Here is a 25,712-nt window from a genome sequence, read left to right as displayed (position 1 = left end):
AAAAAGACGATGCGCTGCCCCTTTTGCGGTTCCGAAGACACACAGGTCAAGGACTCGCGTCCGGCGGAGGACAACACCTCCATCCGTCGGCGGCGCATCTGCCCGGATTGCGGCGGCCGCTTCACGACCTATGAGCGCGTGCAACTGCGCGAGCTGATGGTCATCAAGAAAAGCGGCCGCAAGCTGCCCTTCGACCGGGAAAAGCTGGTGCGATCCTTCGAGATCGCGCTGCGCAAGCGCCCGGTTGACCGCGACCGGATCGAGCGGGCCGTTTCCGGCATTGCCCGTCGTCTCGAAAGCTCCGGCGAGACGGAAATTCCCTCGGAAGAAATCGGGCTGCAGGTTCTGGAAGCGCTGAAGAGCCTCGATGACGTGGCCTTCGTGCGTTATGCCTCGGTCTATCGCGATTTCAGCCATGCCGAGGATTTCGAAAACGTGATTGCCGAAATCAACGCCAAGATCGCCCGTGATACGGATGGTGGAGTCTAACCGTGACGATCCGTGCCGATGACGAAAGGTTCATGGCGCGTGCCATCGAGGTTTCGCTTCGCCACCAGGGCCAGACGCTGACCAACCCCTCGGTCGGCTGCGTTCTCGTCAAGGACGGACACATCATTGCCGAAGCGGTAACGGCCATCGGCGGCCGGCCGCATGCCGAACGGCAAGCGCTGGAAATCGCCGGCGAGGCGGCGCGTGGCGCGACCGCCTATGTCACTCTTGAACCCTGTTCCCACTGGGGCAAAACCCCGCCCTGCGCCAATGCTCTGGTGGAATACGGCGTCGCCCGTGTCGTGGTGGCGGTGGATGATCCGGATGAGCGTGTTTCCGGCCGTGGTTATACGATTTTGCGTGATGCGGGCATCGTCGTGGAAACCGGCCTGCTGCGCGCCGAGGGCAAGCGGGCGCTTGCCGGATACCTCACGCGCCAGATGAAAAAACGCCCGCATGTGATTCTGAAGCTTGCTGTTTCCGCTGATGGCATGATTGGCAGGGAAGGCGAGGGGCAGGTGGCGATTACCGGTGCGGAGTCGCGTCGTGCTGTCCATGAACTGCGGGCACGCTGCGATGGAATTCTTGTCGGCATTCGCACCGCGATTGCGGATGATCCGGAATTGACGGTGCGCATTGCCGGTATGGAGAACCGCTCGCCGGTGCGTATCGTGCTGGATCGGCAGTTTGAGTTGCCGCTGGCGTCGAAGCTTGTGCGGAGCGCGCGTGAAGTTCCGGTGGTGGTTGCGGCTTTACCCCCCTCTGCCCTGCCGGGCATCTCCCCCTCAAGGGGGGAGATCGGCGAGGGGCTGTCCGCTCGCTCAAATTTTGAACCCGTTTCTCATTCTCCAGCCGTTGATGTTGGGCAAGACAGTGCCCCATCGATCTCCCCCCTTGAGGGGGAGATGCCCGGCAGGGCAGAGGGGGGTAACCTCAACCACCGCCGCCAACTCCTGACCGACGCCGGCGTCCAGATCCTCGAAACTACAACCCTCGAAAACCTCCTCCACATCCTCGCAGAAAGCGGTATGTCGGAACTTCTGGTCGAAGGCGGCGCCTTTGCCGCAAAATCATTCCTTGAAGCCGGGCTGGTGGACCGTATCATGCTGTTCGAAAGCCCTGTCGTGATCGGTAAGGGCGGCATTGAAACGCCGCTTCGCCGTGCCGATATCACGGGCGACTACGCTCTTGTCAGCGAGACAGCCTATGGGCCGGATCGCTGCTTCGATTATGAAAGGCCGATTTGATGTTTACCGGAATTGTCACCGACGTTGGAACCGTTTCCGAGCTGGAACCGCTGCCGGAGGGTGTTCGCCTGCGCGTGGCGACCAATTACGATCCGAAGACCATCGACATGGGCGCGTCGATCTCCCATGGCGGCGTGTGCCTGACGGTGACAAAGCTGCCTGATAATGGCAGCAATGAACGCTGGTACGAGGTCGAGGCATGGGAAGAGGCGCTGCGTCTGACGACCATTTCCGGATGGCAGAAGGGCACGCATGTCAATCTGGAGCGGGCGCTCAAGATCGGCGACGAACTCGGCGGCCACATCGTCTCCGGCCATGTCGATGGCAGGGCGGAAATCCTGTCGGTCGAGCCGGAAGGTGAGGCGGTGCGAATTCGCCTGCGCGCGCCGGAGCATCTGGCGAAATTCGTTGCCCCCAAGGGCTCCGTGGCGCTCGATGGCACCTCGCTCACCGTCAATGCCGTTGAAGGCACCGATTTCGACGTTCTGCTGATCCGTCACACGCTTGCGGTCACCACCTGGGGTGAACGCCATCAGGGTGATTTCGTCAATTTCGAGGTCGATACGATGGCCCGTTATGCCGCAAGGCTTGCGGAGTTTCCGGCGGCGTAAGCTGAGGAGGCTCGGCGCTTTATTGTGTTCGCGGACTTTTCCTTCTCCCGTCATTCCGGCCTTGAGCCGGAATCCAGCCAGCCCAAGTCCTTGGGCTGAAAGGACTCTTCTCGCCGCGCAGACGCGCGTCGGCTGGATGCCGGATCAAGTCCGGCATGACGGAGGAGGAGCAGCGAGTTTGATCCTATTGGTGTCGGTCGCCGCCACACTTCCGGTCGAACGTGGAAGGTTATACAGATATCGTCCGGTCGTTTGAAATCGACTGGTAGCGAAACTGGGTAGGGAACATACATCATGCCGTCTTTTGAACTGCTGACAGCCTTTTTCATCACGACTGCCCTGTTTGCCTATATTCCCGGCCCGGCCATGCTTTACGCGGCCGCTCAGACCATGGCGCGTGGCCGGTTTGCCGGGTTGATGGCGGTGCTGGGCATCCATGTCGGCTGCTATTTTCACATTTTCGCGGCGGCTGCGGGCCTCTCGGTATTGTTTCAGGCAGTGCCGTGGCTTTACCTTGCAGTAAAGCTCTGCGGCGCGCTTTATCTCATCTGGCTCGGTTTCTCGATGCTGCGCAGCAACATGGAGGGCGAGGCGGTCAATCTGACCATCGAGCCGAAATCGGCCCGCCGCGCCTTCATCGACAGCATCATCGTTGATGTGCTCAACCCTAAGACCGCGCTGTTCTTTCTGGCCTTCCTACCGCAATTCGTCGATCCGGCGGCCGCCTTTCCCGTCTGGCTGCAGTTCCTGATCCTCGGTATTGCCGTCAATTTCATCTTCTCTTCCGCCGATCTCGTCGGCGTGCTTCTGGCGGGCGCCATGGTCGGGCGTCTGAAGCGGTCGAGCGCCGTGCAGGCTCTGGCCCGGCGTGCCGCCGGAACGGTGCTGATGGGGCTTGGCGTGCATCTGGCTTTCCAGAAAAGCTGATTTTTCAGCCTTGCCGCACAGACATTAAGCCTTGCAGCAGCCGGTGCAAACGGGTCATCTTGCGCGGGCAATGCATGAAAATACTTGCCAAAAACGGCCAGCCGTGGTTTGACCGCCGCAAATACCGGTATGATCCGGCGTAAAGCTTTTCGGGAAAATCCCCCAGGAACCCTCACATGTCCAAACCCCATCTTCTTATCGTGGAAGCACGTTTTTATGACGATATGGCGGATGCCCTTCTCGAAGGCGCGAAGTTCGCGCTCGATGAGGCCGGCGCCACCTATGACGTCATCACCGTTCCCGGCGCGCTGGAAATCCCCGCCGCCATCGCCATGGCGCTCGATGGCGCCGACAATGACGGCACCGAATATGACGGTTTCGTTGCGCTCGGCATGGTCATTCGCGGCGAGACCTATCACTTCGATATCGTCTCCAACGAATCCTCCCGCGCCCTGATGGATCTCGCCGTCAGCGAATCGCTGCCGATCGGCAATGGCATCCTCACCGTCGAAAACGACGAGCAGGCCTGGGCGCGCGTGCGCCGCTCCGACAAGGACAAGGGCGGTTTTGCCGCCCGCGCGGCGCTTACCATGATCGAGCTGAAAAAGAAACTGGGTGGCTGAACGCATGTCGGATGTTGAAAACGGCGGTGAACCGCGCCAGCCTTCGGTAAAGCCCGCCAACCAGCGTGGCGCGGCCCGTCTTGCGGCCGTGCAGGCGCTGTACCAGATGGATGTCGGCGGAACCGGCGTGATGGAAGTCGTCGCCGAATATGAGGCGCACCGTCTCGGCCAGGAAGTCGATGGCGATACCTATCTGAAGGCCGATCCTTCGTGGTTCCGTTCGATCGTCTCTGGCGTCGTGCGCGACCAGACGAAGATCGACCCGCTGGTGCGCTCCGCCCTTCTGGAAGACTGGCCGCTGTCGCGTCTCGACGCCACCGTGCGTGCTATCCTGCGTGCCGGCACCTTCGAGATTCTCGAGCGCAAGGACGTGCCGGTTGCCGTCATCGTCACCGAATATGTCGAAATCGCCCGCGCTTTCTTCGAACATGACGAGCCCAAGCTGGTGAACGCGGTGCTTGACCGCATCGCCAAGCAGGTACGCGGCGAGGCAAAGCGCTAATAACAGGCAGGTGAGGAAGAGATGAGCGTGGTTTCCGTCCCCGGACTAGAGGTTCAACTGGACGAGGCAAAGCGCAACGTCTTCCTCCTCACCATGGCGCAGGCGATCATGGGATCGGCTGCACCTTTAAGCTTTTCGGTCGGCGCGCTCGCGGGTTATCAACTGCTCGGCGCCGACAAGTCACTGGCAACTGCGCCGCTTACCGGCTTCAATATCGGCGTGGCGCTTGGTGCGATCTGCGTTGCGGCCGCATCCCGTTTCCTTGGCCGTAAGGCCGGCTTCATGGTCGGCGCGCTGATGTGCTCTATCGGCGGTGGCATCGCCGCCGTCGCGCTCTTCCGCTCGGATTTCTGGCTGTTTGCCGTCGGTCTGCTGCTGATCGGCATTTCCGGCGGCTTCACGCAGAAAATCCGCTTTGCGGCGGCCGATGCATCGCCGTCCTTTTACAAGCCTAAGGCAATCTCGTGGATTCTGGCGGGCGGCATCATCTCCGCCATTGTCGGGCCACAACTGGCGATTCTCGGCAAGGACCTGCTTGCGCCGGTCACTTTTGCCGGCGCATTCATCGCGCTGGTGCCGCTCGGTCTCGTTTCGATCGCCATTCTGGCGTTCCTGAAATTGCCGGACCCGAAGGCCGCGTCCATCCATACGGAGGCGGTGAGACCGCTTTCGGAAATCGTCCGCACCCAGCGTTTCGTTACCGGCATGATCTGCGGTATAGGCTCTTACGCCTTGATGACCTTCATGATGACCGGTGCGCCGCTTGCCATGGTGGTCGGCTGTGGTTTCCCAACCGAACTCGCCACGCTCGGCATCCAGTGGCACGTTCTGGCCATGTTCGCCCCGAGCTTCTTCACCGGCATGCTGATTTCCCGATTCGGCGCGGAAAAAATCGTGGCGGCTGGCCTCATCGTGCTGATGGCCTGCGCCGTCGTCGCCCATATGGGCATAGAACTGTGGAATTTCTGGGCGGCGCTCGTTCTTCTCGGGCTTGGCTGGAATTTCGGTTTCATCGGCGCAACCGCCATCATTACGTCAAGTTATCGCCCGCATGAGGCGGACAAGGTGCAGGGCTTCCACGATATCGTGCTGTTCGGCACGGTGGCGCTCTCCTCTTTCTCGTCCGGCAAGGTGTTTACGGCCTGGGGCTGGTCGGTGATGAACCTCGTCATCTGGCCGGTTGCGGGCCTTTGCCTGCTGCTCGTCCTGTCGCTTCTGCTGAGGCAGCGCAAAAACGCCGCGTAGGGTCGCGCTCGTTCTCTACCCCTTTCATGTTTCAGGCAAATTTGTGGGCTTGACGCCGCACCTTTCGCCAACGCAATCTTGCCGCGCAGGTCGTTTTTCCTTGGGAGGGGAACAAATGGCCACGACAGGACCTGGAGTGCGAGCCATCGCCCCTGTCCTTGCACAAGGTTTCGCCACGCCGGGGAGGGAGTGAGACCCGGCTTTTTGGGAGGTAAGTGCGCATGACCGTAATACCCATAGTGATTTTATGCGGTATCCTGTCCGTGGTTTACGCGGTATGGGCGACCAAGAGTGTTCTCGATGCCGATCAGGGCAACGAGCGTATGCGTGAAATAGCAGGTTATATCCGTGAAGGCGCACAAGCTTATCTCACCCGTCAATATCTCACCATCGCCATCGTCGGACTGATCGTCGCCATTCTGGCCTGGTATCTCTTGTCCTCCATGGCGGCTATCGGTTTCATCATCGGCGCGGTTCTGTCCGGTGTCGCCGGCTTTGTCGGCATGCATGTCTCCGTGCGCGCCAATCTGCGCACCGCGCAGGCCGCCTCGCACAGCCTTTCCGCCGGTCTCGATATTGCCTTCAAGTCGGGCGCCATCACCGGCATGCTGGTGGCGGGCCTCGCGCTGCTCGGCGTCTCGATCTATTATTACATCCTCACCGCGGTGATGGGCCACGCGCCCGGCTCGCGTGAGGTGATCGATGCGCTGGTGTCGCTCGGCTTCGGCGCCTCGCTGATTTCCATATTCGCCCGTCTCGGCGGCGGCATCTTCACCAAGGGCGCCGATGTCGGCGGCGATCTCGTCGGCAAGGTGGAAGCAGGAATTCCCGAGGATGATCCGCGCAACCCGGCAACCATCGCCGACAATGTCGGCGACAATGTCGGTGACTGCGCCGGCATGGCGGCAGACCTGTTCGAGACCTATGCCGTCTCTGTCGTCGCGACCATGGTTCTCGCCGCGATCTTTTTTGCCGGAACGCCGATACTGGAAAGCGCCATGGTCTATCCGCTGGCGATCTGCGGCGCCTGCATCCTGACCTCGATTGCCGGTACCTTCTTCGTGAAGCTCGGCACCAACAACTCCATCATGGGTGCCCTCTATAAGGGGCTCATTGCCACCGGCATCTTTTCCGTCGTCGGCCTTGCCGTGGCAACCTATGCCACGGTTGGCTGGGGAACGATCGGCACGGTGGCCGGCATGGAGATCACCGGCACCAAACTCTTCTTCTGCGGATTGGTCGGCCTCGTCGTGACGGCGCTGATCGTCGTCATCACCGAATATTATACCGGCACCAACAAGCGGCCGGTCAACTCCATCGCCCAGGCATCGGTCACCGGCCACGGGACCAACGTCATCCAGGGGCTTGCGGTGTCGCTGGAATCGACGGCGCTGCCGGCCATCGTCATCGTCGGCGGTATCATCGGAACCTATCAGCTTGGCGGCCTGTTCGGCACCGGCATCGCCGTTACCGCCATGCTCGGCTTGGCGGGCATGATCGTCGCGCTCGACGCTTTCGGGCCGGTCACGGACAATGCCGGCGGCATCGCCGAAATGGCCGGCCTTGATCCAGACGTTCGCAAGGCGACCGACGCGCTGGACGCCGTTGGCAACACCACCAAGGCGGTGACCAAGGGTTACGCCATCGGTTCGGCCGGTCTCGGCGCATTGGTGCTGTTTGCGGCCTATGCCAACGACCTGTCCTATTTCGCCGCCAATGGCGATACCTATCCTTACTTCAAGGACATTGGAGAAATCTCCTTCAGCCTCGCCAACCCTTACGTGGTTGCCGGCCTGCTGTTTGGCGGTCTCATCCCCTATCTCTTCGGCGGCATCGCCATGACGGCGGTGGGCAAGGCGGCAAGCGCCATCGTTGAGGAAGTCCGTCGCCAGTTCCGCGAAAAACCCGGCATCATGGCCGGCACGGAAAAGCCGGACTACGGCAAGGCCGTGGACCTTTTGACCAAGGCGGCGATCAGGGAAATGGTCATCCCGTCGCTTCTGCCCGTTCTGGCGCCGCTGGTGGTTTATTTCGGTGTGCTGCTGATCTCCGGCTCCAAGGCATCCGCTTTTGCCGCGCTGGGTGCATCCCTGCTGGGTGTCATCATCAACGGGCTGTTCGTGGCAATTTCCATGACATCGGGTGGTGGCGCCTGGGACAATGCCAAGAAGAGCTTCGAAGATGGCTTCGTCGACAAGGATGGCGTGCGCCACGTCAAGGGTTCCGAGGCGCACAAGGCATCGGTAACGGGCGACACTGTCGGCGATCCCTACAAGGATACCGCAGGTCCAGCCGTCAACCCTGCCATCAAGATCACCAATATCGTCGCGCTGCTGCTGCTGGCGGTTCTCGCCCACTAAAGGCTACGGTTCCGACAAATGAAAAGGCCCGGGGAGCGATCCCCGGGCCTTTGAGTTTTCCGTTCCTGTCGCGGTCAGGGTGTATTGCCGCCCTGGCCGAGAATGCTCTTGGCGATATTGGCGCCCGAGGTGCCCCCGGAGAGCAGCTGTTGCAGGAAGGTGAGGTCCTTGCCGCCGGTCGGCGTGGTGCGCGAAATCGAGTCGAAGACCTTGCCGTCCTGCAGCGTATAATTGGCCTTGCGCTCGATGACGCCATCCTTGTTGAAGTAGATCGCGAGAATGTTCTGCTCGACCAGCGACGGCTTCAGGAAGGCCGCGCGGCGCACGCGCTTCTGCGAGATGTAATAGAACACCTCGTTACCGAAAGTCGCCGTGGTGGAGGGCGTGCCCATGGTCAGGAGAACCTGCTCACGGCTCGAGCCTTCCGGGATCAGCTGCAGCGACTGATCGTCCATGACATAGCCGTTATGGAACACATCTGTCGTGCTGGTGCAGGCGGAAAGCAGGCCGGATGCGAGCACGATTGCGATGGCGGTTTTGCTCAGAATTTTGCCGTGACTTGCGGATTTCTGCTTGCTCAACTGCTTTTCCCCGACTGCGATCATGAATGGCACCTTCCGGCATTGCGTGGTGCACAGTGTCTGTGCACATGATTGTGTCAATCCGGGGACGGAAAATCCCGATCACCCCCCAAATTCAATGCTTTCCCGGCCTTTTGGAACTCCTCCGGTTCTCTTCGACTGTTTCAGCCAAAAGACGAACGTGACCGTGACAGCATTGCAATTCGTGGATGCTTCGGTAAACCAGCTTTGACGATCATGCAACAAGTGCGATGGGCGGTAAGCGCATTCACCCGTCCCCTTCGGAAAAAAAACGATGATATTCGGGCTGTTCAGACACAAAAACAACAACCGCGCCATAGTCGACCGGCAATATGCGATCTTGACGGCGGCCGCGCGCACGCCCGCTTTTTATCTCGATCTAGGCGTTCCCGATACCGTCATGGGCCGTTTCGAGATGCTCTCGGTGATCATGATTCTCTATTTCCGCCGCACCAAATCATCAGGTGTCAGCGGGCAGGAGATCGCCCAGGAGATCGTCGATGCCTTTTTCCAGGATATCGATCACTCCATCCGCGAATTGGGGATAGGCGACCAGGGTGTGCCGAAACGCATGAAGAAATTCGCCGGCATGTTCTATGGGCGGCTCGAATCCTATGCGGCGGCACTGGATGCAACCGACCGTACCGCTCTTGCCGCAGCGCTCCGGCGCAATATATATCCGCAGGTAGACGACGAGGCTCCCGAGATGGAGGGGCTGGCGGGCTGGATGATGGAAACATCCGATGCCCTTGCCGCCCAGTCCGAAGAGACGATAGCAACCGGAAGCCTGACGCTGCCCTTGCCTGGACAATGAGGTTCACGATGAACGCGCGACACGCCGCAAATGACGACCTGCCTTTTTCCTATCCCGTCAAGGTAGGCCATATTTCCGCCAATCCGGTCAGGATTGGTCTCGCAGCCAGTGCCGAGGAGCTGAAGGCGCTGGCGAAATTCTGGGATGTGGTCTCCGTCGAATATCTGAAGGCGGAGCTGCAGGTTACCCGCTGGAAGAGGGATGGCATCAAGATCAAGGGCGAGGTGCATGCGGCGGTCACTCAATCCTGCGTCGTCACGCTGGAACCGGTTTCGAGCAAGATCGATGAGACCGTGGAACATATTTTCGTGCCGGAAGGATCGAAGCTGGCGAGGATGGTGACGAATGAAGAAGGCGAGATCGTACTCGATCCCGATGGCCCTGACATTCCCGACCAGTTTACCGGCGACAGCATCGATGTCGGTGCCGTGGTTGCCGAATTTGCGGCCCTTGCCATCGACCCTTATCCGCGCAAGCCGGACGTGGAATTTGCCGAAAAGGCTGAAAAAGAGACCGACGATGACAAGCCGCCATCGCCCTTTGCCGTGTTGAAAGATTGGAAAAAAGACTGAATGGCCCAGCCGGGCTGAAATAATTTTATTGTAACAAGAGCCGGAAAAGGTATTTTCGCGCGAAATCCGCTTGAGTGGCGGCAAGAAGGATAAGGGACGAGTGATCAGAATTGCAATTGACGTCATGGGTGGCGATTTCGGCCCAGATGTTGCCATACCCGGTGCCGCCAAGGCGCTTGAACGGCACAACGATGTAACTTTTCTGCTCTATGGGCAGAAGAGCAAATGCGACCCCATTCTGGCACAATATCCCGCCCTTCGGGAAAAGTCGGTCTTTCACGATTGTGAAGTCTCGGTCAGCATGGACGAAAAGCCGAGCCAGGCGCTTCGTCGCGGCCGCTACGTCTCCAGCATGTGGCGCGCCATCGAGGCGGTGAAGCTCGGCGAGGCGGATGTCGCGGTTTCCGCCGGCAATACCGGTGCGCTGATGGCCATGGCCAAATTCTGTTTGCGCACCATGGCGCGGGTGGAACGCCCGGCGATTGCCGGCATCTGGCCGACGCTGAAGGGCGAAAGCATCGTTCTCGATGTTGGCGCCACCATCGGCGCCGATTCCCAGCAGCTTCTCGATTTCGCCCTGATGGGCGGCGCCATGGCGCGCGCACTTTTCGATATCGACCGTCCGACCGTCGGCCTGCTCAATGTCGGCGTCGAGGAGGTCAAGGGTCAGGAAGAGGTGCGTGAGGCCGGGCGTCTCATTCGCGAGGCCGACCTCGGCACCATCGATTATCGCGGTTTCGTTGAAGGCGACGATATCGGCAAGGGCACCGTGGATGTTGTGGTGACGGAAGGTTTCACCGGCAACATCGCGCTGAAAGCCGCCGAAGGCACGGCCCGCCAGATCACGACGCTTTTGCGCGAGGCGATCTCCCGCAGCTTCTTTGCCAAGATCGGTTATATCCTGGCAAAAAGCGCCTTCGATGTGCTCAGGGAAAAGATGGACCCGCGCAAGGTCAATGGCGGTGTGTTTCTCGGCCTCAACGGCATCGTCATCAAGAGCCATGGCGGTACGGATGCCATCGGTTTTGCCTCCGCCGTCGATGTCGGCTACGACATGGTCCACAACGGCCTGACGGCCAAGATAGAAAATGATCTGAAGATTTACCACGCAAGACGGCTTCCGCCCCCGGCGCCCGAAGCTCTCGTGGCTGACGAGGAATAAGAGAATGATCCGCTCTATAGTCCGTGGTTTCGGGGCAGCGCTTCCGAAGCGTGTCATGACCAACAGCGAAATCGAAGGGGTTGTCGAGACCTCTGACGAATGGATCGTGCAGCGCACCGGCATCAGGCAGCGCTATATCGCCGGCGAAGGTGAAACCACCGCGTCTCTCGGCGAGGCGGCGGCGCGTGCAGCGCTCGACAATGCAGGCCTCACGCCCGACGATATCGACCTCATCATTCTGGCTACCTCGACCCCGGATAACACCTTTCCGGCAACGGCGGTGAACATCCAGAACCGTCTTGGCATGACCCATGGTTTCGCCTTCGACATGCAGGCCGTCTGCTCCGGTTTCGTTTATGCCGTATCGACCGCCGATCTTTATATTCGCGGCGGCATGGCCAAGCGCGTTCTGGTGATCGGTTCCGAAACCTTCTCGCGCATCCTCGACTGGAAGGACCGCACCACTTGCGTTCTGTTCGGCGACGGCGCCGGCGCACTGGTTCTGGAAGCCGGCGAAGGCGAGGGCACCTCTGGCGATCGCGGCATTCTGACCGCGCAGCTACGTTCCGATGGTTCGCATAAGGAAAAGCTTTATGTCGACGGTGGACCGTCCACGACGGGCACGGTTGGCCATCTGCGCATGGAAGGCCGGGAAGTGTTCAAGCATGCCGTCGGCATGATCACCGACGTCATCGAACAGGCCTTCGAGGCGACGGGCACCACATCCGATGATCTTGACTGGCTCGTTCCGCACCAGGCCAACAAGCGCATCATCGACGGATCGGCTAAGAAGCTCAACATCGATCCGGAAAAGGTCGTCATCACCGTCGACAAGCACGGCAATACTTCGGCCGCCTCCATTCCGCTGGCGCTCGCCGTCGCGGCCGGCGACGGACGCATCAAGAAAGGCGATCTGGTGATGCTGGAGGCCATGGGCGGCGGTTTCACCTGGGGGGCGGTGCTGCTGCGCTGGTAACGGCCCATTCCCGTCTCTGACGGGGCGCAGGCGCGAAATCGGTTGTGTTTTTCGCGCTCCCGCTCCGGTCAGATGTGCCCAAGCGGCACCAGCCTGTGGCAAAACCGTACCGGCTGCTCTAAGCCCTTGCACTGATTGCCGAAAGCCTCAAATGAATCTGGAACAATCCCTTGACCGGTCGCCACAAGGGAAATAATCTCGGCGGCTCCTAGAGAAAAATTCAGACACGGTTTGTGGGGAAAAATGGCCGGGAAGACAGTGACACGCGCAGATCTTGCAGAATCTGTGTTTCGTAAAGTCGGGCTGTCCCGCACCGAATCCGCCGAACTGGTCGAGACGATCATCGACGAGATTTGCAACGCGATCACCCGCGGGGAGGTCGTCAAGCTGTCGTCCTTCGCTACTTTTCAGATCCGGGAAAAGAACGAGCGTATAGGCCGCAACCCGAAGACGGGTGAGGAAGTTCCGATTTCGCCGCGCCGTGTCATGACCTTCAAGGCCTCGAACGTGCTGAAACAGCGCATTCTCAAGGCTCATACGGCCCGCAAGGCCAAGCAGAAGGGCCAGAAGACCGGGGCATAAGCCCGACCGGAAACCGCCGCGACACGTGCTTTTTGCCGTATCGCAAGCCTTTTTCCCCATTCTTCCTGTGAACATACTTGAATTTCAACGTGCAAGCCGTTGAAATCCGGTCGACTCACATCATAATCAATTTTAGTGATTTGTATCTCGCGGCAAGGCTGCCGGTGCGAGAGTCTGACTGACTTTTGCGCGGCATTTTGACCGGTGAGTGTAAAGCGTTCTCGTTCAGTGTCCGGCCGGATGCATGGCGCCTCAGTTCGGATGGGAGTGGAAATTTGGACAAAAGCCCCGACGCGTTTCGGACGATCAGTGAAGTGGCGGATGAGCTGAACCTGCCGCAGCATGTGCTGCGTTTCTGGGAAACGCGCTTTCCGCAGATCAAGCCGATGAAACGGGGTGGGGGCCGCCGTTATTATCGCCCTGACGATATCGACCTTCTGAAGGGTATCCGTCACCTTCTTTATGACCATGGCTACACCATCAAGGGTGTGCAGAAGCTTCTGAAAACCAATGGCAACCGTTTCGTGGCGGCAATCGCTTCCGGCGATCTGGCAACCATGGAAGCCATCATGGCGGCGAGCGGTGAAAAGGAAGTCGCCGAACCCCGCGTCGTCGATCCGGATGGGGACGAGGTCGTCGGCCGTCCGAAGGCCAAGCCGAGCGGCCGTTTTTTCGGTTTCGGCGGCGGCAACAGCGATGCCGAAATATCGGTCGGCAAATCGAGCATCGGCAAGGATGATCAGGCGCTGTTGCAGGAAGCCCTTTTCGACCTGCTCGAATGCAAGCGCCTGCTCGATCAGGTTCGCTGACGGTTTATCCACAGCTGTTTTGCAATGCCAACCTTTCGGAAACTCCTTTGGCCGATAATGCGGCTCCGTTGAAAGGAGTCCGATCGTGAGCAACCGAAAATCGACAGCGCGACGCCGCACGGCGAAGAAATCGAGCGGCGGCAGCGTTTGGCCCTGGGTGCTGATGCTCGGCGTCATTGCCGGCGGCATTCAGGTTTACGAACATCGCGACAGCCTTCTGCCGCAGCGGCATGCTGCTAAGACCACATCGCCAGCCACAAATTCCCCGAAAGTCGCGACGGCCGCCAAACGCGATACCGTCGCAACGGAAAAAGTCGCATCCATTCGCCCCGCATCGCCCGTTCTGCCGGGTAGCGGCCCAGTGCCGCCGCGTCCGATCGCCATGCCATCCGTCGCACCGCCAAGCCAGGTTGCTGCTATCCTGCCGGAAACGCGGCCCTCGGTCGAAAAAATCTCGCTCGGCGAAAAAAGCGGCGCCTTTGCCTTCTGCGGCCGCTCCGGTCTTAATAATTGCGTCGCCGATGGCAATACGTTCTGGATGAAGGGCGTGAAGATGCAGCTCGCCGGCATCGATGTTCCGCAGATCGACCGCGCTCGCTGCATGGAAGAGCGCCAGCGTGGTTTCATTGCAAAGGTCAGGCTTCGCGACATGCTGAATGCCGGCACTTTCGACGTGTCGTCCTCTGGCGATGCAGGCGGGCAAGCCCCGGAACGCAAACGGCTTTCACGGTCGGGTGTTTCCTTTGCCGATCAACTCGTGCGGGAGGGGCTGGCGCATCCGGTCTCGGCAAAAAATCAGTCCTGGTGTGGCTGAGGCCCCGTTGACCGCAGCACGCGTGCCTGTGTAGATGGGGCAGCATCACATTCGGGAGTGGGCGCGCTGGCCCTTTTACCGAGTGAGATAATTTCGTAGCGCCCTTGTTTTAGACACCTTGGGGCGCAGCGATGCGGACGTGGCGAAATCGGTAGACGCAGCAGACTTAAAATCTGCCGACCATTGGTCTTGCGGGTTCAAGTCCCGCCGTCCGCACCACCTTACTTTACAGACGATGTGCGCCGTTCATCGCAGATTGCCCTCATTCCTATTTGGCGCGCTTAAAAAATAAGCCTGCTAAAGTAATTAGCATTTTTCTCTGAAAATCACCCAAAAGAACCTATTGACCTTGCCACGATGGGAAGCCCTATCTTTTTCAATATAAAGAAAAGAGGGGTCATACGCATGTCACAAATGGAGATCCGGGCGAGTCATCAGATTGCGATCGACGGCATGACATGCGCCTCCTGTGTGGGTCGTGTGGAGAAGGCGATTGCCAAGGTACCGGGCGTCTTGAAGGCCTCGGTCAATCTTGCGACGGAACGCGCCGATATCTCCTTTTCCGGGCCGCCCGATGTGCCCGCCGTGATTGCCGCTGTCCGGCATGCGGGTTATGGCGTCGAAGAAAAAACCGTCGAACTCGATATTGAAGGCATGACCTGCGCCTCCTGCGTCGGGCGCGTCGAAAAGGCGCTGAAGGCTGTTTCCGGCGTTTCCGATGCAAGCGTCAATCTCGCGACCGAGCGCGCCACCATTCGTGTGGCGGGCAATGCCGCTTCCGCCGCCACCCTGGCGGAGGCGATCAAGCGGGCGGGCTACCAGGCGAAAGAGATCGTCGCCGACAAAGCCGGCGATGCGGAACAGGACAGGCGCGCAGCGGAAATGCGCAGCCTGAAAATCAGCCTTGCCGTGGCCGTTGTCCTGACATTGCCGGTTTTCGTGCTGGAAATGGGTTCGCATCTGGTGCCCGCCATCCATGATTTCGTCATGGAAACGGTCGGCATGCGGGAAAGCTGGTATCTGCAATTCGTGCTGACCACGCTGGTCCTGTTCGGGCCGGGCCTGCGTTTCTTCAAAAAGGGCATTCCCGCGCTTCTGCGGCTCGCGCCGGACATGAATTCGCTTGTGGTGTTGGGCACTGCCGCCGCCTGGGGATTTTCGGTGGTTGCGACCTTCCTGCCTGAAATCCTGCCGCGCGGCACGGCCAATGTCTATTATGAGGCCGCCGCTGTTATCGTCACGTTGATCCTGCTTGGCCGTTTTCTCGAAGCGCGCGCCAAGGGCCGCACCAGCGAGGCGATAAAGCGGCTCGTCGGCCTGCAGGCCAAGTCGGCCCGCGTGCTGCGCGATGGGGAAACCATCGATGTACCGTTGCAGGATGTGCGAACGGGCGATGTGATCGTCGTTCGCCCGGGCGAGAAAGTGCCGGTCGATGGTCTGGTTCTCAGCGGCTCTTCTTATGTCGATGAATCGATGATCACGGGCGAGCCAGTCCCGGTTACCAAGACGGAGGGTTCCGAGGTCGTCGGCGGCACGGTGAACCGCAATGGCTCCTTCACCTTCCGCGCAACCAAGGTTGGCAGTGATACGCTGATCGCGCAGATCATCCGCATGGTGGAGGAGGCGCAGGCTGACAAGCTGCCCATTCAGGCGCTGGTGGACAAGGTTACCAACTGGTTCGTGCCGGCCGTCATGCTGGCGGCACTTGTCACCTTCGCCGTCTGGTTCATCTTTGGGCCCGATCCGGCCTTGACCTTCGCGCTCGTCAACGCGGTTGCGGTTCTCATCATCGCCTGTCCCTGCGCCATGGGCCTTGCCACGCCGACGTCGATCATGGTCGGCACCGGTCGCGCCGCCGAAATGGGCGTGCTGTTCCGCCGCGGTGACGCGCTCCAAACGCTGCGCGACGCCGATGTCATCGCGGTCGACAAGACCGGTACGCTGACGCTCGGCAAGCCGAAACTGGCGCATTTCAACACGACCCAGGGCTTCGATGCGGATGAGGTCCTGCGCCTCGTCGCCTCGCTCGAGAACCGGTCTGAACATCCGATTGCCGAGGCGATCGTCGAGGCTGCAAAACATGGTGGCCTGACGCTTGCCGAGGCCGAATCGTTCGAAGCGACCCCCGGCTTCGGTGTCGCGGCGACGGTTGATGGCCACCGGGTAGAGGCGGGTGCTGACCGGTTCATGGTGAAGCTCGGTTATGATGTCGGGGCCTTTGCCGCTGATGCCGAGCGGATGGGCAGGGAAGGGCAGTCGCCGCTTTATGCCGCCGTCGATGGCCGGCTGGCCGCGATCATCGCCGTCGCTGATCCCATCAAGCAGACGACACCGGAGGCGATCGCGGCGCTGCATGCGCTGGGCCTGAAGGTCACGATGATCACGGGTGATAATCGCCGCACGGCGGAAGCCATTGCCCGTCGCCTCGGTATTGACGAGGTGGTGGCGGAAGTGTTGCCCGATGGCAAGGTGGAGGCGGTCAAGAGGCTTGCCGCCGGCGGACGACGGGTCGCCTTTGTCGGGGACGGCATCAATGATGCGCCGGCGCTTGCCGCAGCCGATGTCGGGCTTGCCATCGGCACGGGCACGGATGTTGCGATTGAAAGTGCCGACGTGGTGCTGATGTCCGGTGATCTGCGCGGTGTTGCCAACGCGATTGCTCTCTCCAAGGCGACGATCCGCAACATCGGCCAGAATCTCTTCTGGGCCTTCGCTTACAATGCCGCGCTTGTTCCCGTGGCGGCCGGCATATTGTATCCTGTCAACGGCGTTCTGCTGTCGCCAGTCCTTGCTGCCGGAGCCATGGCGCTTTCCAGCGTCTTCGTATTGACGAATGCGCTGCGTCTGAAAAGCTTCCGTGCGCCGCTGGTGGACAGATCGTCCGACCTGCAGCTCGCAGCGGCGGAATAGGAGGCGGATGTGGTGATGCCTGGCAACACAATCTATCTGCCGCAGATCGGCCGCAGCATCGTGGCGGCTGACGGTGAGACCGTGCTTCAGGCCGCGCTCGCCGCCGGCATTGCCTATCCGCATGGCTGTCGCATGGGCCGCTGCGGCGCCTGCAAATCGCACCTCATCTCCGGTGAGATCGATCTCCTCAAGCATACGCCGTTCTCATTGACCGAAGAGGAAAAGGCTGAAGGCCTCACACTTGCCTGCCGCGCTGTGCCCGCGAGCGACGTGACGATCGGCTGGCTCGACGGTGAGGATGAATTTGCCGATATCCCGACCGGCCGTTTCGAGGGGGTGGTTGAGGAAGCGGTGGATGCGACCCATGATATCAAGCTCATCCGCGTCAGGCTTGAGGATCGCGCGCAGTTCACCTTCAAACCCGGGCAATATGTGCGCCTGCTTTATCCGGACTGTTCGCCGCGCGATTATTCGATCGCGAGCAGGGTGGACGAGGAGCTGATTGAATTTCACATCCGGCATGTTCCCGGCGGCATGACGAGCGGTCGCATCTTCTCGCTCGCCAGGGCGGGTGATCCCGTCACGATCGTGGGGCCTTTCGGCTCCTCCTTCCTGCGGGAAAAACATTGCGGGCCGATCCTCGGTATTGCCGGCGGCTCGGGGCTTGCCCCCGTGAAGGCCGTGGTCGAGGCGGCGCTCGCAACCGGCCGTGAACGCCCCGTTCACGTTTATTTCGGCGCCCGCGCCGAGCGTGACCTTTATATGCTCGACCGTTTTCAGGATCTCGCCACCCGGCACGGCAATCTGAGCTTCGTTCCGGTTTTGTCGAATGAAGACCATACGAATATCCGTCGCGGTTATGTCGGCGCCGCCGTGGCGGATGATTTCGACGATCTCGATGGCTGGAAAGCCTATATTGCCGGCCCGCCGGCCATGATCGAGGCAACGGTGCCGCAGCTGCTGGCGCGCGGCATGCGGACGGCCGACATTCATGCGGATGTATTTTTCACCCCGGAAAGATAGGAGCAGGATCGATGAACATTGGCACAGCCGCCACCGCCTCCGGTGTTTCTGCAAAGATGATCAGGCACTACGAGATGATCGGCCTGATCAAATCGGCAAACCGCACGGATTCCGGCTACAGGGTCTATACGGCCAATGATCTGGAAACGCTGCGCTTCATCCGGCGCGGACGCGATCTTGGTTTTTCCATCGAAAAGATCAGGCAGCTCATGACCCTCTGGCGCGATCCGGGCGGTGCCTCCTGCGATGTCAAACGCATCGTCATGGAACATGTCATCGACCTGGAAGCGAAGATGGATACGCTGCGGGAAATGGCCGATACGCTCCGCAACCTCGCGACCTATTGCCCTGACAATGGTGAGCCGGAATGCCCGATCATTCATGACCTTGCCCATGCGGAAGACCTCGAATTTTCGGCGGTTGCCGTCGTGCCCAAACGCACCGGCATGCTGAAGGGGACATCAGGCCCGGCGATGGATTTACAGCGCCAGGCGAAATAAGCCGCCGGTTCCCTTTTGGGAGCGGGCATCGAATGCAGTGTAAACTGCCAATCTTGATGAAGGAGAGCAGGCCATGTGGATCCAGATAATACAGCGCTTCTTTATTCTGTGCCTGATGCTGGCCATTGTTTCCGTCATCGCGTTTCTGTTGCCCTATATGACGGGTGGGGATCCGGCACGCACGATCCTGTTTTCGCGCATGCGCGATACCGCGCTCGATCCGCATGCGGTGGAGGCGTTGAGGGTCAGTCTCGGGCTCGACCGGCCGCTTTACGTGCAATATTTCACATGGCTGTGGAATGCACTGCGCGGTGATCTCGGTTTTTCCTTCACCAGCAGCCAGCCCGTCGCCAACGAGCTTTTGCGCTCTCTCGGCGTATCGGTAACGCTGGCGCTGACGGCATTGGCCGTCGCGGTCGCCGTGGCGCTGCCGCTCGGCACGCTGGCGGCCATGCGTCCGGGCGGACGGCTCGACAATTTCGCGACGCTGATGATCCAGACCTTCGTCGCGACACCGGAATACTGGTTTGCACCCATGTCGGCGCTGGTCTTTGCGCTTTATCTCGGCTGGTTGCCCTCGGCCGGATGGGACAGCTGGCGTTCGCTGGTGCTGCCTGCACTGACCCTGACATTGCGGCCGCTCGCCTATTTCACCCAGGTCACCCGTGCCGCCATGGCCGAGGTCTTGCGCGCGCCCTATATCACGGCGGCACGCAGCCGCGGCCTCGGCATGCATGGCACGGTCATGCGCCACGGCATTCGTAACGGCTCGCTGCCGGTGGTCACCTTCTTTGCCCTGTGGCTTGCCGGCCTGCTTGGCGGATCGGTGGTGGTGGAAGTGATCTTCGCCATTCCCGGCATGGGCCGGCTTCTCTATGACGCCGTGATCAATCGCGACATCCCGATGCTGCAGGGCGGTTTCATCTGCATCGTGGCCCTGTCCATCCTGGTCAATACTCTGGCCGACAGCTTCTATGTCCTGATCAATCCAGCCATGCGAGGTCAACATGACCACTAGTCTTTTCCCGAGCGCGCCTGCCGCCGCCATGCCGATGACCTTGCCCACGCGCCCCTCGACACTCTCCCGCTTCACGGATTTCATCCGCCGGCGGCACTGGACCTTCTATGCGGGATCGGCAATTTTTCTCGCCATCATTCTGCTCCTGGTGATCGCGCCGTGGATTTCGCCCTATAATCCGGCACAGCAGAACCTTCGCCTCAGGCTGAATGCGCCGAGCGCCACCTATTGGCTCGGAACGGATCATCTCGGTCGCGATGTCCTGAGCCGGCTCTTGATCGGCGGCCGCTTCACGGTCACGATTGCCGCCATCACCGTCATTCTGTCGGTCTCCATCGGCACCTTTATCGGCATCATCAGTGGCCGCAGCCGCGGTATCCTCGATGAGGTGCTGATGCGCGTGGTCGATCTGCTTATCGCCATACCCGATGTGGTCATCGCGATTTTCCTCGTCGCCATCTTCGGCCCCGGATACGGAACGCTGATCGCGTCGCTGACGATCGTCGGCTGGACGCCTTTTGCGCGGTTGGCGCGGGGACTGACGCTGTCGATCAATTCCCGCGAATATATCCGCGCCGCCGAGGTGCTGGGCTGCACGCGGCGCTTCATCATCTTCCGGCATATCATTCCCAATACGATCTGGCCGATCGCGGCCGTGGCGTTCCTGCGCTTTGGCCACAAGCTGATCACAGTAGGCGGTTTGTCATTCCTGGGGCTCGGCGTGCAGCCGCCGGCCGCCGACTGGGCGCTGATGTTGTCAGATGCACAGGCCTATGCCGAGCGCATGCCAATTCTCGTCATCGCACCGGGTCTCGCGATCTTCCTGTCGGCGCTCAGCGTGACGTGGATCGGCCATGGCCTCAACCTGGAAACGAAGAAAACGAACAATCATTGACGCCTGCAAACAGGCAAAAACAGATTTGACTAATGTCAAACATAGATAAGGCCGCAGGGCCGGAAGGAGAGTAATATCGTCTGAAGCCGCATGAATACGCAAATGCCTCCGATTCAATAAAAATAAGGGGAACTCTTATGAATATCGAAGGGCAAACGCTTGCCAACACGGCCCTGTCTCCCGAGCGCGCACCGCTTCTGGAAATCGAGGATCTGCACGTTTCGGTGCCGACGCCAAATGGCCGCAAGTTTGTTATTTCGGGCCTGACGCTTTCCGTCAATGCCGGTGAAGTCGTCGCTCTTGTCGGCGAATCCGGATCGGGAAAGAGCATGACGGCTCTGTCGCTGATGCGGCTTCTGCCGCAGGGCGTGGAAATCAATTCCGGCCGCATTTCCTTTGCCGGGCGCGACATTCTCGCTCTTTCATCCTCCGAACTCGATGCGCTGCGTGGTGCCGATATCAGCATGCTGTTCCAGCAGCCGCAGGCCATGCTGGACCCGACCAGCCGGGTCAGGACGCAAGTTGCCGAGCCGCTCTGGATTCATCGCAAGATGAGCCGAAGTGCTGCGCTGAACCGGGTTGTCGGTCTCCTGTCCGATGTCGGCATTCCCGACCCCTCGGCGCGGGCGCAATGTTTCGCTCATGAGCTTTCCGGCGGCATGGCGCAACGTGTGATGATTGCCGCAGCATTGTCGGGCAATCCGCAGCTGCTGATCGCCGATGAGCCGACGACGGCGCTTGATGTCACCGTCCAGGCACAAATCCTGCGCCTGCTGGATGATGAACGCCGCAAGCGCCGGCTGGCAACGCTGCTCATCACCCACGATCTCTCGGTCGTCGCCGCTTTCGCGGACCGGATCGCGGTCATGTATGCCGGCCGCATCGTCGAGGAGGGGCCAACGCAGGCAATCCTCAAGGCGCCGCAGCACCCATATACCAAGGCGCTCATCAGTTGTTCCCTGCTGACCACTGACAGCGAGGGACAGTTGCTGACGATCCCCGGCTCAAGCGCACAGGCCCATGACATGTCCTGCGGCTGCCGGTTTCATCCGCGTTGCGCGCTCGCCAAGTCGGCAGGCATGGGAGGCCGCTGCATGGCGACGGAACCGGATTTGAACGCCTTGCCTGAAGGGCGCAAGGCGCGGTGCTGGGCAGTCGGCGACGACCATGCCGATCACGACCATTCCAGCCATGCGGTTTGTTGAAGGAGGCGATGATGTTGTCCAAACCTATGACACAGATGCCGCCATCAGCGGATAACGGCAGCCGGCCCTATGTGGTCGCGAAGAACCTCTGTAAATATTATCCCATATCGGGCCTCGGTCACCGTGTGGTGAAATCCGTCGACGATGTTTCCCTGACGATCGGCGAGGGGGAGGTGCTGGGCCTTGTCGGTGAATCCGGATGCGGCAAAAGCACCGTTGCCGGGTTGATGACGCGCCTGACACACGCGACGCGGGGTGAGGTCAGCATCGGAGATCACGACATATTGCATATGCAGGGCGAAGCGCTCCGGCGCGTGCGCCGGGTCGTGCAACTGGTGTTTCAGGATCCCTATTCCGCGCTCGATCCGCGTATGCGCATTGGCCAGAGCATGGAAGCGCCGCTTGCCCAGCATGGCATCGGCACCCGCGAGGAACGCACGGCGCGTGTATTACGCATGCTGGAGGAAGTCGGTCTGGACGGTTCCTTCTATGATCGGTATCCGAGCCAGTGTTCCGGCGGCCAGTTGCAGCGCGTCGTCATCGGCCGTGCGCTTCTTCTCAATCCGAGTTTCCTTGTCTGTGACGAACCGACATCGGCACTCGACGCCTCGATGCGCACGCAGATCCTGAACCTCCTGATGGACATGAAGCGCCGTCACGGCCTGACGGTTTTGATGATTTCCCATGACCTGCGCGTCGTGCGTTATCTCTGTGATCGCATCGCGGTGATGTACCTCGGACGGATCGTTGAAATCGCTGATCGCGAAGAGCTTTTCCGGGCGCCAAAGCACCCCTATACCAAGGCTCTTATCGCCTCGTCGATGCTTGACGAGACCGGACTATATGCGCCGGAAATGCTTCTCGACGGCGATCTGCCGAGCCCGCTCAATCCGCCTGGTGGCTGCAAGTTTCACACCCGCTGCAAATATGCGACCGCGATCTGCGGTGAGGTGGAACCGGTTCTGGAAGGCGTTTCCGGGGAGCATTTTGCGCGCTGCCACCGCTGGCGGGAATTGGGCTGAGAGGCGGCGCAGTTACAGTTTTCTGTTGCGGTAAAAACAGATGAATTGTGTGTTTGTGGATTAATATCGGAATAAAATTCCGAGTATGAAAACATAAAATAAAGAATATCCAGATGGATTATCGAAAGGTATCCATTGGGTATTCTTTTTGTCTGTTGAGTAATCACAAATATTGAATGGAAATTCGTGAAATATGTGAATTGAGAGCGTTATCATCAAAAATAAAAGGGGAATATTCTATGATGAAGCACGCACTTTTGGCGACATGCGCCATTGTCGTCTCGTTTGGAACGCATGCGGCAAACGCCGGAACGATCACCTATGACGATTATACGGGCGTCAAGACCGGCTGGCAAATGGCCTCCGACGATGCCTATCTCGGTTCCCGCGCAGGCTGCTTCGAAAGCCTGGTCCGCGTCGGTTATGATACGAAACTGGAGCCGGGCCTTGCCGAATCCTGGACGCAGACCGCGCCGAAGGTTTGGGAATTCAAACTGCGCAAGGGTGTGAAGTTCCAGAATGGCGAGCCGCTCAATGCCGCAGCAGCCGTTAACGCGCTCACCAATCTCTTGAAGGCACCGGTTCCGGCCCGTGCCTTTTCGCCGAAGCTGATCGCAGCCGTCGATGCAAGCGGCGACGATATCGTGAAGATCACGACCATCGAGCCGTCGGTGCTGCTGCCAGCGCAGATGGGAAGCCCGGCAACCTCGATCCTCGCGCCGTCAGCCTATAAGGATGGCAAGGTCGATCCGATTGGAACCTGCACCGGGCCTTTCAAGATCACCAAGGTCGATGCTAACCAATATATGGAGCTGACCGCGAACCATGACTATTGGGCCGGCATGCCGAAGCTTGCGGGCGGCCGTGTGAACTTTATTCCGGATGCCGATACGCGCGCCACCCAGATAAGAAGCGGTGAAGTGCAGATTTCGCGCGTGATCCCACCCTGGGCGGTAAAGACCATAGAAGCCACGAAGGGTGTCAAGGTCGCGCCGATCACCGTGCCCCGGATTACGGAGATGCTGCTCAATAATTCCAAGGCGCCGTTCAAGGATATCAAGGTCCGGCAGGCGATCCGGGCCGCCATCGACACCGCCGGTATTGCCGACAGCATCTATGAAGGCGTGGTAAAGCCCGCAACGATGCCTTTCGCACCGGGAGAGCCTTGGGCGCCGAAAGACGTCACACCGGCTTATGACGTGGAGAAGGCAAAGGCTCTGCTGAAAGAGGCGGGAATTGCGCCCGGCAGTCTGAAGCTGACGCTTCTGGCCTACACTGAAAGAACCGAACTCAAGGATGTCGCCGCCGTTATTCAGGCGCAATTGCAGGAAATCGGCATCAAGGTCGATGTTCGTGTTGCCGACTACACCGCGATCGAGCCCGATCTCCTGTCCGGCAATTTCGACATGGTTCTTCTGTCACGCGGTTATGCCACCGATGTTGCGGAACCGATCGGGTTCCTCAACGCCGACTACACCTGCGGAGGCGGCTACAACATCTCGCATTATTGCAGTGAGGAGACGGACAAGCTGATCAAATCGGCCTATACGATGGCTGAGCCGGCCAAACGTTACGCCATCTATGCCGAGGCAGCGAAGAGGGTCTACGACGAAGCCGTCACCGTCTACCTCATCCATGAGACCGCTTTCGATGCCTATTCCGAGAAGGTCGAGAACTTCAAGCCGCATCCGATCAACTACTTCATTATGACCAAGGATCTGGCGACGAAATAAGCCATCTGACGGCGCTGACGAAATATGGCCCGGCTCGCAAGAGCCGGGTTTTGGCTGTTATGGTGCCGCAGCGCCGTAGCTGGATGCCGGATCAGGTCCGCTGCTGCAGGGTTAAACTCCTGGGCAAGGGTCACAATATCTATTTGGAATGACGAGTTACGCCAAACACTCCGGCGTCATCAACTCTGTTGTAACAAGTCGTCTCTGAGCCTTGCGTTTATAGTCACGACGATCTTTCGCATGGTTGCGGCGATAGCGACGATGGGCGGTTTTCCGTTTCGGATGAGGCGTTTGTAGAAGGGGGCGAACTGTCCCTTTCCCTGTGCTGCACACATTGCGGGCATGAACAATGCGGTTTTGGCCTGGGGCCTTCCGCCGCGCTGTCGCCGTCGACCTTTGGCGTTTCCGCTTTCGCTGGGATGGGAGTGCTGCGATTTGGCCATCGAGGGCGTCGATCTGGCGCTGGATGGCACCGAGCATGGCCTTGAACGAGGCTGCGATAGCCTTTGCGCCAGGGGCTTTAGAGCGGTTGTGCTCGGCAACCCTGAGCGCCACGAGATCGGCTCTGCGCCGCACCAGCACCTGCAATTCCATCTCATCGGCATCCGGCGCATGCCATAACGGCAACCTTGCCCAACGCTCGCAGCCATAGGCGGCCATCTGTCTGGCGTCGATGGCGTCGCTTTTGCCAAGCGTTCCCATCGAACGGATATAGGCTTTGAGCTTCATCACATCGGCGCGATGGCATGTTATGCCCACTTTGAGGCATTCCTCCAGCAGCATGAGCTCGTAGCCTCCGGTCGGTTCGCAGATGACGAAATCCGGCCGCATCGTCTTGAGCAGCGCGCGGATGCCGCAGCGGTTGTTGTCAACGGTCAGGATGCGGGTGCCATCGCTGGCGACGAGATTGTCCTTGGCGACATCGACACCGAGGCATCGAAGGGGTGGCGTGTGCAAAAAGTCCATAGGTCTGCTATCCTTTGCAGGCTTCGGATTGTTTGCGGGCGTGGCGATCAGCGGCCCAATCAACTCTCCAAGCGGTGAAGCAAAGGCGGCAGGGGGGTGGCGTGT

25 protein-coding genes and 1 tRNA gene are annotated in these 25,712 nt (G+C 59.9%); 24 read left to right on the top strand and 2 right to left on the bottom strand.

Features of this window, described 5'->3' with window-relative positions:
• The first annotated feature begins 9 nt into the window (after nucleotides 1-9).
• The 8 genes from nrdR (at nucleotide 10) to O8B93_RS13750 (ending at nucleotide 8,004) form a co-directional block, all read left to right on the top strand.
• A complete protein-coding gene (gene nrdR, locus O8B93_RS13785) occupies nucleotides 10-489 on the top strand; it encodes a transcriptional regulator NrdR (RefSeq protein WP_063951297.1) in 480 nt (159 codons plus the stop codon).
• A 2-nt stretch (nucleotides 490-491) separates the two neighbouring features.
• Nucleotides 492-1,736 carry a bifunctional diaminohydroxyphosphoribosylaminopyrimidine deaminase/5-amino-6-(5-phosphoribosylamino)uracil reductase RibD gene (gene ribD, locus O8B93_RS13780; RefSeq protein ID WP_269710523.1) on the top strand — a complete coding sequence of 415 codons (1,245 nt, stop codon included), beginning with the start codon at nucleotides 492-494 and terminating at the stop codon, nucleotides 1,734-1,736.
• Nucleotides 1,736-2,347: a riboflavin synthase gene (locus tag O8B93_RS13775; protein ID WP_269710522.1), complete on the top strand. Its 612-nt coding sequence runs from the start codon at nucleotides 1,736-1,738 to the stop codon at nucleotides 2,345-2,347. The genes ribD and O8B93_RS13775 overlap by 1 nt, the downstream gene beginning before the upstream one ends.
• A 294-nt stretch (nucleotides 2,348-2,641) precedes the next feature.
• The gene (locus O8B93_RS13770; RefSeq protein ID WP_269710521.1) at nucleotides 2,642-3,274 is read left to right on the top strand and encodes a LysE family translocator; all 633 of its coding nucleotides are present in this window, start codon (nucleotides 2,642-2,644) and stop codon (nucleotides 3,272-3,274) included.
• Nucleotides 3,275-3,450: 176 nt separating this feature from the next.
• Nucleotides 3,451-3,897: a 6,7-dimethyl-8-ribityllumazine synthase gene (locus O8B93_RS13765; RefSeq protein ID WP_020809943.1), complete on the top strand. Its 447-nt coding sequence runs from the start codon at nucleotides 3,451-3,453 to the stop codon at nucleotides 3,895-3,897.
• Nucleotides 3,898-3,901: 4 nt separating this feature from the next.
• On the top strand, nucleotides 3,902-4,399 hold the full coding sequence (nusB, locus tag O8B93_RS13760) for a transcription antitermination factor NusB (protein ID WP_010971444.1): 498 nt from the start codon (nucleotides 3,902-3,904) through the stop codon (nucleotides 4,397-4,399).
• A 21-nt stretch (nucleotides 4,400-4,420) separates the two neighbouring features.
• Nucleotides 4,421-5,644 carry an MFS transporter gene (locus O8B93_RS13755; protein WP_269710520.1) on the top strand — a complete coding sequence of 408 codons (1,224 nt, stop codon included), beginning with the start codon at nucleotides 4,421-4,423 and terminating at the stop codon, nucleotides 5,642-5,644.
• 221 nt (nucleotides 5,645-5,865) lie between these two features.
• Nucleotides 5,866-8,004: a sodium-translocating pyrophosphatase gene (locus O8B93_RS13750; protein WP_269710519.1), complete on the top strand. Its 2,139-nt coding sequence runs from the start codon at nucleotides 5,866-5,868 to the stop codon at nucleotides 8,002-8,004.
• A 74-nt stretch (nucleotides 8,005-8,078) separates the two neighbouring features.
• Here the strand turns inward: O8B93_RS13750 and O8B93_RS13745 are convergent, their stop codons facing one another.
• Nucleotides 8,079-8,609 (bottom strand): outer membrane protein assembly factor BamE, encoded by a 531-nt coding sequence (locus O8B93_RS13745; protein WP_269710518.1) that lies wholly within the window; start codon nucleotides 8,607-8,609, stop codon nucleotides 8,079-8,081.
• A 271-nt stretch (nucleotides 8,610-8,880) separates the two neighbouring features.
• Here O8B93_RS13745 and O8B93_RS13740 point away from each other — a divergent pair, with 271 nt between their 5' ends.
• From O8B93_RS13740 to O8B93_RS13665, 16 genes are all read left to right on the top strand, one after another.
• The gene (locus tag O8B93_RS13740; RefSeq protein WP_269710517.1) at nucleotides 8,881-9,420 is read left to right on the top strand and encodes a ubiquinol-cytochrome C chaperone family protein; all 540 of its coding nucleotides are present in this window, start codon (nucleotides 8,881-8,883) and stop codon (nucleotides 9,418-9,420) included.
• A gap of 8 nt (nucleotides 9,421-9,428) precedes the next feature.
• Nucleotides 9,429-9,992: a YceD family protein gene (locus O8B93_RS13735; RefSeq protein ID WP_269710516.1), complete on the top strand. Its 564-nt coding sequence runs from the start codon at nucleotides 9,429-9,431 to the stop codon at nucleotides 9,990-9,992.
• A gap of 100 nt (nucleotides 9,993-10,092) precedes the next feature.
• Nucleotides 10,093-11,154: a phosphate acyltransferase PlsX gene (gene plsX / locus O8B93_RS13730; RefSeq protein WP_006312806.1), complete on the top strand. Its 1,062-nt coding sequence runs from the start codon at nucleotides 10,093-10,095 to the stop codon at nucleotides 11,152-11,154.
• 4 nt (nucleotides 11,155-11,158) lie between these two features.
• Nucleotides 11,159-12,130 carry a beta-ketoacyl-ACP synthase III gene (locus O8B93_RS13725; protein ID WP_269710515.1) on the top strand — a complete coding sequence of 324 codons (972 nt, stop codon included), beginning with the start codon at nucleotides 11,159-11,161 and terminating at the stop codon, nucleotides 12,128-12,130.
• Between the two features lie 243 nt (nucleotides 12,131-12,373).
• Nucleotides 12,374-12,712, top strand: a complete 339-nt coding sequence (locus tag O8B93_RS13720; protein ID WP_063951285.1) for an integration host factor subunit alpha — start codon at nucleotides 12,374-12,376, stop codon at nucleotides 12,710-12,712.
• Nucleotides 12,713-12,987: 275 nt separating this feature from the next.
• Nucleotides 12,988-13,521, top strand: coding sequence for a MerR family transcriptional regulator (locus O8B93_RS13715; protein WP_269710514.1), 534 nt, complete (start codon nucleotides 12,988-12,990; stop codon nucleotides 13,519-13,521).
• Between the two features lie 85 nt (nucleotides 13,522-13,606).
• Nucleotides 13,607-14,335: a nuclease gene (locus O8B93_RS13710; protein ID WP_269710513.1), complete on the top strand. Its 729-nt coding sequence runs from the start codon at nucleotides 13,607-13,609 to the stop codon at nucleotides 14,333-14,335.
• Between the two features lie 133 nt (nucleotides 14,336-14,468).
• Nucleotides 14,469-14,554, top strand: a tRNA-Leu gene (locus O8B93_RS13705).
• A 186-nt stretch (nucleotides 14,555-14,740) separates the two neighbouring features.
• Nucleotides 14,741-17,245 (top strand): heavy metal translocating P-type ATPase, encoded by a 2,505-nt coding sequence (locus O8B93_RS13700; RefSeq protein WP_269710512.1) that lies wholly within the window; start codon nucleotides 14,741-14,743, stop codon nucleotides 17,243-17,245.
• A 15-nt stretch (nucleotides 17,246-17,260) separates the two neighbouring features.
• On the top strand, nucleotides 17,261-18,268 hold the full coding sequence (locus tag O8B93_RS13695; protein WP_405049062.1) for a 2Fe-2S iron-sulfur cluster-binding protein: 1,008 nt from the start codon (nucleotides 17,261-17,263) through the stop codon (nucleotides 18,266-18,268).
• Nucleotides 18,269-18,279: 11 nt separating this feature from the next.
• On the top strand, nucleotides 18,280-18,768 hold the full coding sequence (gene cueR / locus O8B93_RS13690) for a Cu(I)-responsive transcriptional regulator (protein WP_010971464.1): 489 nt from the start codon (nucleotides 18,280-18,282) through the stop codon (nucleotides 18,766-18,768).
• Nucleotides 18,769-18,841: 73 nt separating this feature from the next.
• Nucleotides 18,842-19,786: an ABC transporter permease gene (locus O8B93_RS13685; RefSeq protein ID WP_092769302.1), complete on the top strand. Its 945-nt coding sequence runs from the start codon at nucleotides 18,842-18,844 to the stop codon at nucleotides 19,784-19,786.
• Entirely contained in the window at nucleotides 19,776-20,681 is a 906-nt protein-coding gene (locus O8B93_RS13680) for an ABC transporter permease (RefSeq protein WP_174008213.1), read from the top strand. Before O8B93_RS13685 ends, O8B93_RS13680 begins: the two co-directional genes overlap by 11 nt.
• 137 nt (nucleotides 20,682-20,818) lie before the next feature.
• The gene (locus O8B93_RS13675; protein WP_269710510.1) at nucleotides 20,819-21,886 is read left to right on the top strand and encodes an ABC transporter ATP-binding protein; all 1,068 of its coding nucleotides are present in this window, start codon (nucleotides 20,819-20,821) and stop codon (nucleotides 21,884-21,886) included.
• An 11-nt stretch (nucleotides 21,887-21,897) separates the two neighbouring features.
• Nucleotides 21,898-22,908 (top strand): ABC transporter ATP-binding protein, encoded by a 1,011-nt coding sequence (locus O8B93_RS13670; protein WP_269710509.1) that lies wholly within the window; start codon nucleotides 21,898-21,900, stop codon nucleotides 22,906-22,908.
• Nucleotides 22,909-23,147: 239 nt separating this feature from the next.
• Nucleotides 23,148-24,641, top strand: a complete 1,494-nt coding sequence (locus O8B93_RS13665; protein WP_269710508.1) for an ABC transporter substrate-binding protein — start codon at nucleotides 23,148-23,150, stop codon at nucleotides 24,639-24,641.
• A gap of 156 nt (nucleotides 24,642-24,797) precedes the next feature.
• Here O8B93_RS13665 and O8B93_RS13660 read toward each other — a convergent pair whose 3' ends face one another.
• On the bottom strand, nucleotides 24,798-25,670 hold the full coding sequence (locus tag O8B93_RS13660; protein ID WP_269710507.1) for an IS110 family transposase: 873 nt from the start codon (nucleotides 25,668-25,670) through the stop codon (nucleotides 24,798-24,800).
• Nucleotides 25,671-25,712: the final 42 nt, after the last annotated feature.

The organism is Martinezella rhizogenes (assembly GCF_027460065.1).
Classification (GTDB): Bacteria; Pseudomonadota; Alphaproteobacteria; order Rhizobiales; family Rhizobiaceae; genus Agrobacterium; species Agrobacterium rhizogenes_C.
This window is presented reverse-complemented; position numbering and strand designations above follow the sequence as displayed.

Bases quoted from the DNA above. Each gene is read 5' to 3' on its own strand.
- O8B93_RS13665 (WP_269710508.1), top strand. From the start codon at position 23,148: ATGATGAAGCACGCACTTTTGGCGACATGCGCCATTGTCGTCTCGTTT.
- O8B93_RS13685 (WP_092769302.1), top strand. From the start codon at position 18,842: ATGTGGATCCAGATAATACAGCGCTTCTTTATTCTGTGCCTGATGCTG.
- O8B93_RS13720 (WP_063951285.1), top strand. From the start codon at position 12,374: ATGGCCGGGAAGACAGTGACACGCGCAGATCTTGCAGAATCTGTGTTT.
- O8B93_RS13700 (WP_269710512.1), top strand. From the start codon at position 14,741: ATGTCACAAATGGAGATCCGGGCGAGTCATCAGATTGCGATCGACGGC.
- O8B93_RS13775 (WP_269710522.1), top strand. From the start codon at position 1,736: ATGTTTACCGGAATTGTCACCGACGTTGGAACCGTTTCCGAGCTGGAA.
- O8B93_RS13745 (WP_269710518.1), bottom strand. From the start codon at position 8,609: ATGATCGCAGTCGGGGAAAAGCAGTTGAGCAAGCAGAAATCCGCAAGT.
- O8B93_RS13670 (WP_269710509.1), top strand. From the start codon at position 21,898: ATGTTGTCCAAACCTATGACACAGATGCCGCCATCAGCGGATAACGGC.
- O8B93_RS13755 (WP_269710520.1), top strand. From the start codon at position 4,421: ATGAGCGTGGTTTCCGTCCCCGGACTAGAGGTTCAACTGGACGAGGCA.
- O8B93_RS13765 (WP_020809943.1), top strand. From the start codon at position 3,451: ATGTCCAAACCCCATCTTCTTATCGTGGAAGCACGTTTTTATGACGAT.
- O8B93_RS13750 (WP_269710519.1), top strand. From the start codon at position 5,866: ATGACCGTAATACCCATAGTGATTTTATGCGGTATCCTGTCCGTGGTT.
- cueR (WP_010971464.1), top strand. From the start codon at position 18,280: ATGAACATTGGCACAGCCGCCACCGCCTCCGGTGTTTCTGCAAAGATG.
- O8B93_RS13725 (WP_269710515.1), top strand. From the start codon at position 11,159: ATGATCCGCTCTATAGTCCGTGGTTTCGGGGCAGCGCTTCCGAAGCGT.
- O8B93_RS13675 (WP_269710510.1), top strand. From the start codon at position 20,819: ATGAATATCGAAGGGCAAACGCTTGCCAACACGGCCCTGTCTCCCGAG.
- nrdR (WP_063951297.1), top strand. From the start codon at position 10: ATGCGCTGCCCCTTTTGCGGTTCCGAAGACACACAGGTCAAGGACTCG.
- O8B93_RS13735 (WP_269710516.1), top strand. From the start codon at position 9,429: ATGAACGCGCGACACGCCGCAAATGACGACCTGCCTTTTTCCTATCCC.
- nusB (WP_010971444.1), top strand. From the start codon at position 3,902: ATGTCGGATGTTGAAAACGGCGGTGAACCGCGCCAGCCTTCGGTAAAG.
- O8B93_RS13695 (WP_405049062.1), top strand. From the start codon at position 17,261: ATGCCTGGCAACACAATCTATCTGCCGCAGATCGGCCGCAGCATCGTG.
- O8B93_RS13740 (WP_269710517.1), top strand. From the start codon at position 8,881: ATGATATTCGGGCTGTTCAGACACAAAAACAACAACCGCGCCATAGTC.
- O8B93_RS13770 (WP_269710521.1), top strand. From the start codon at position 2,642: ATGCCGTCTTTTGAACTGCTGACAGCCTTTTTCATCACGACTGCCCTG.
- O8B93_RS13680 (WP_174008213.1), top strand. From the start codon at position 19,776: ATGACCACTAGTCTTTTCCCGAGCGCGCCTGCCGCCGCCATGCCGATG.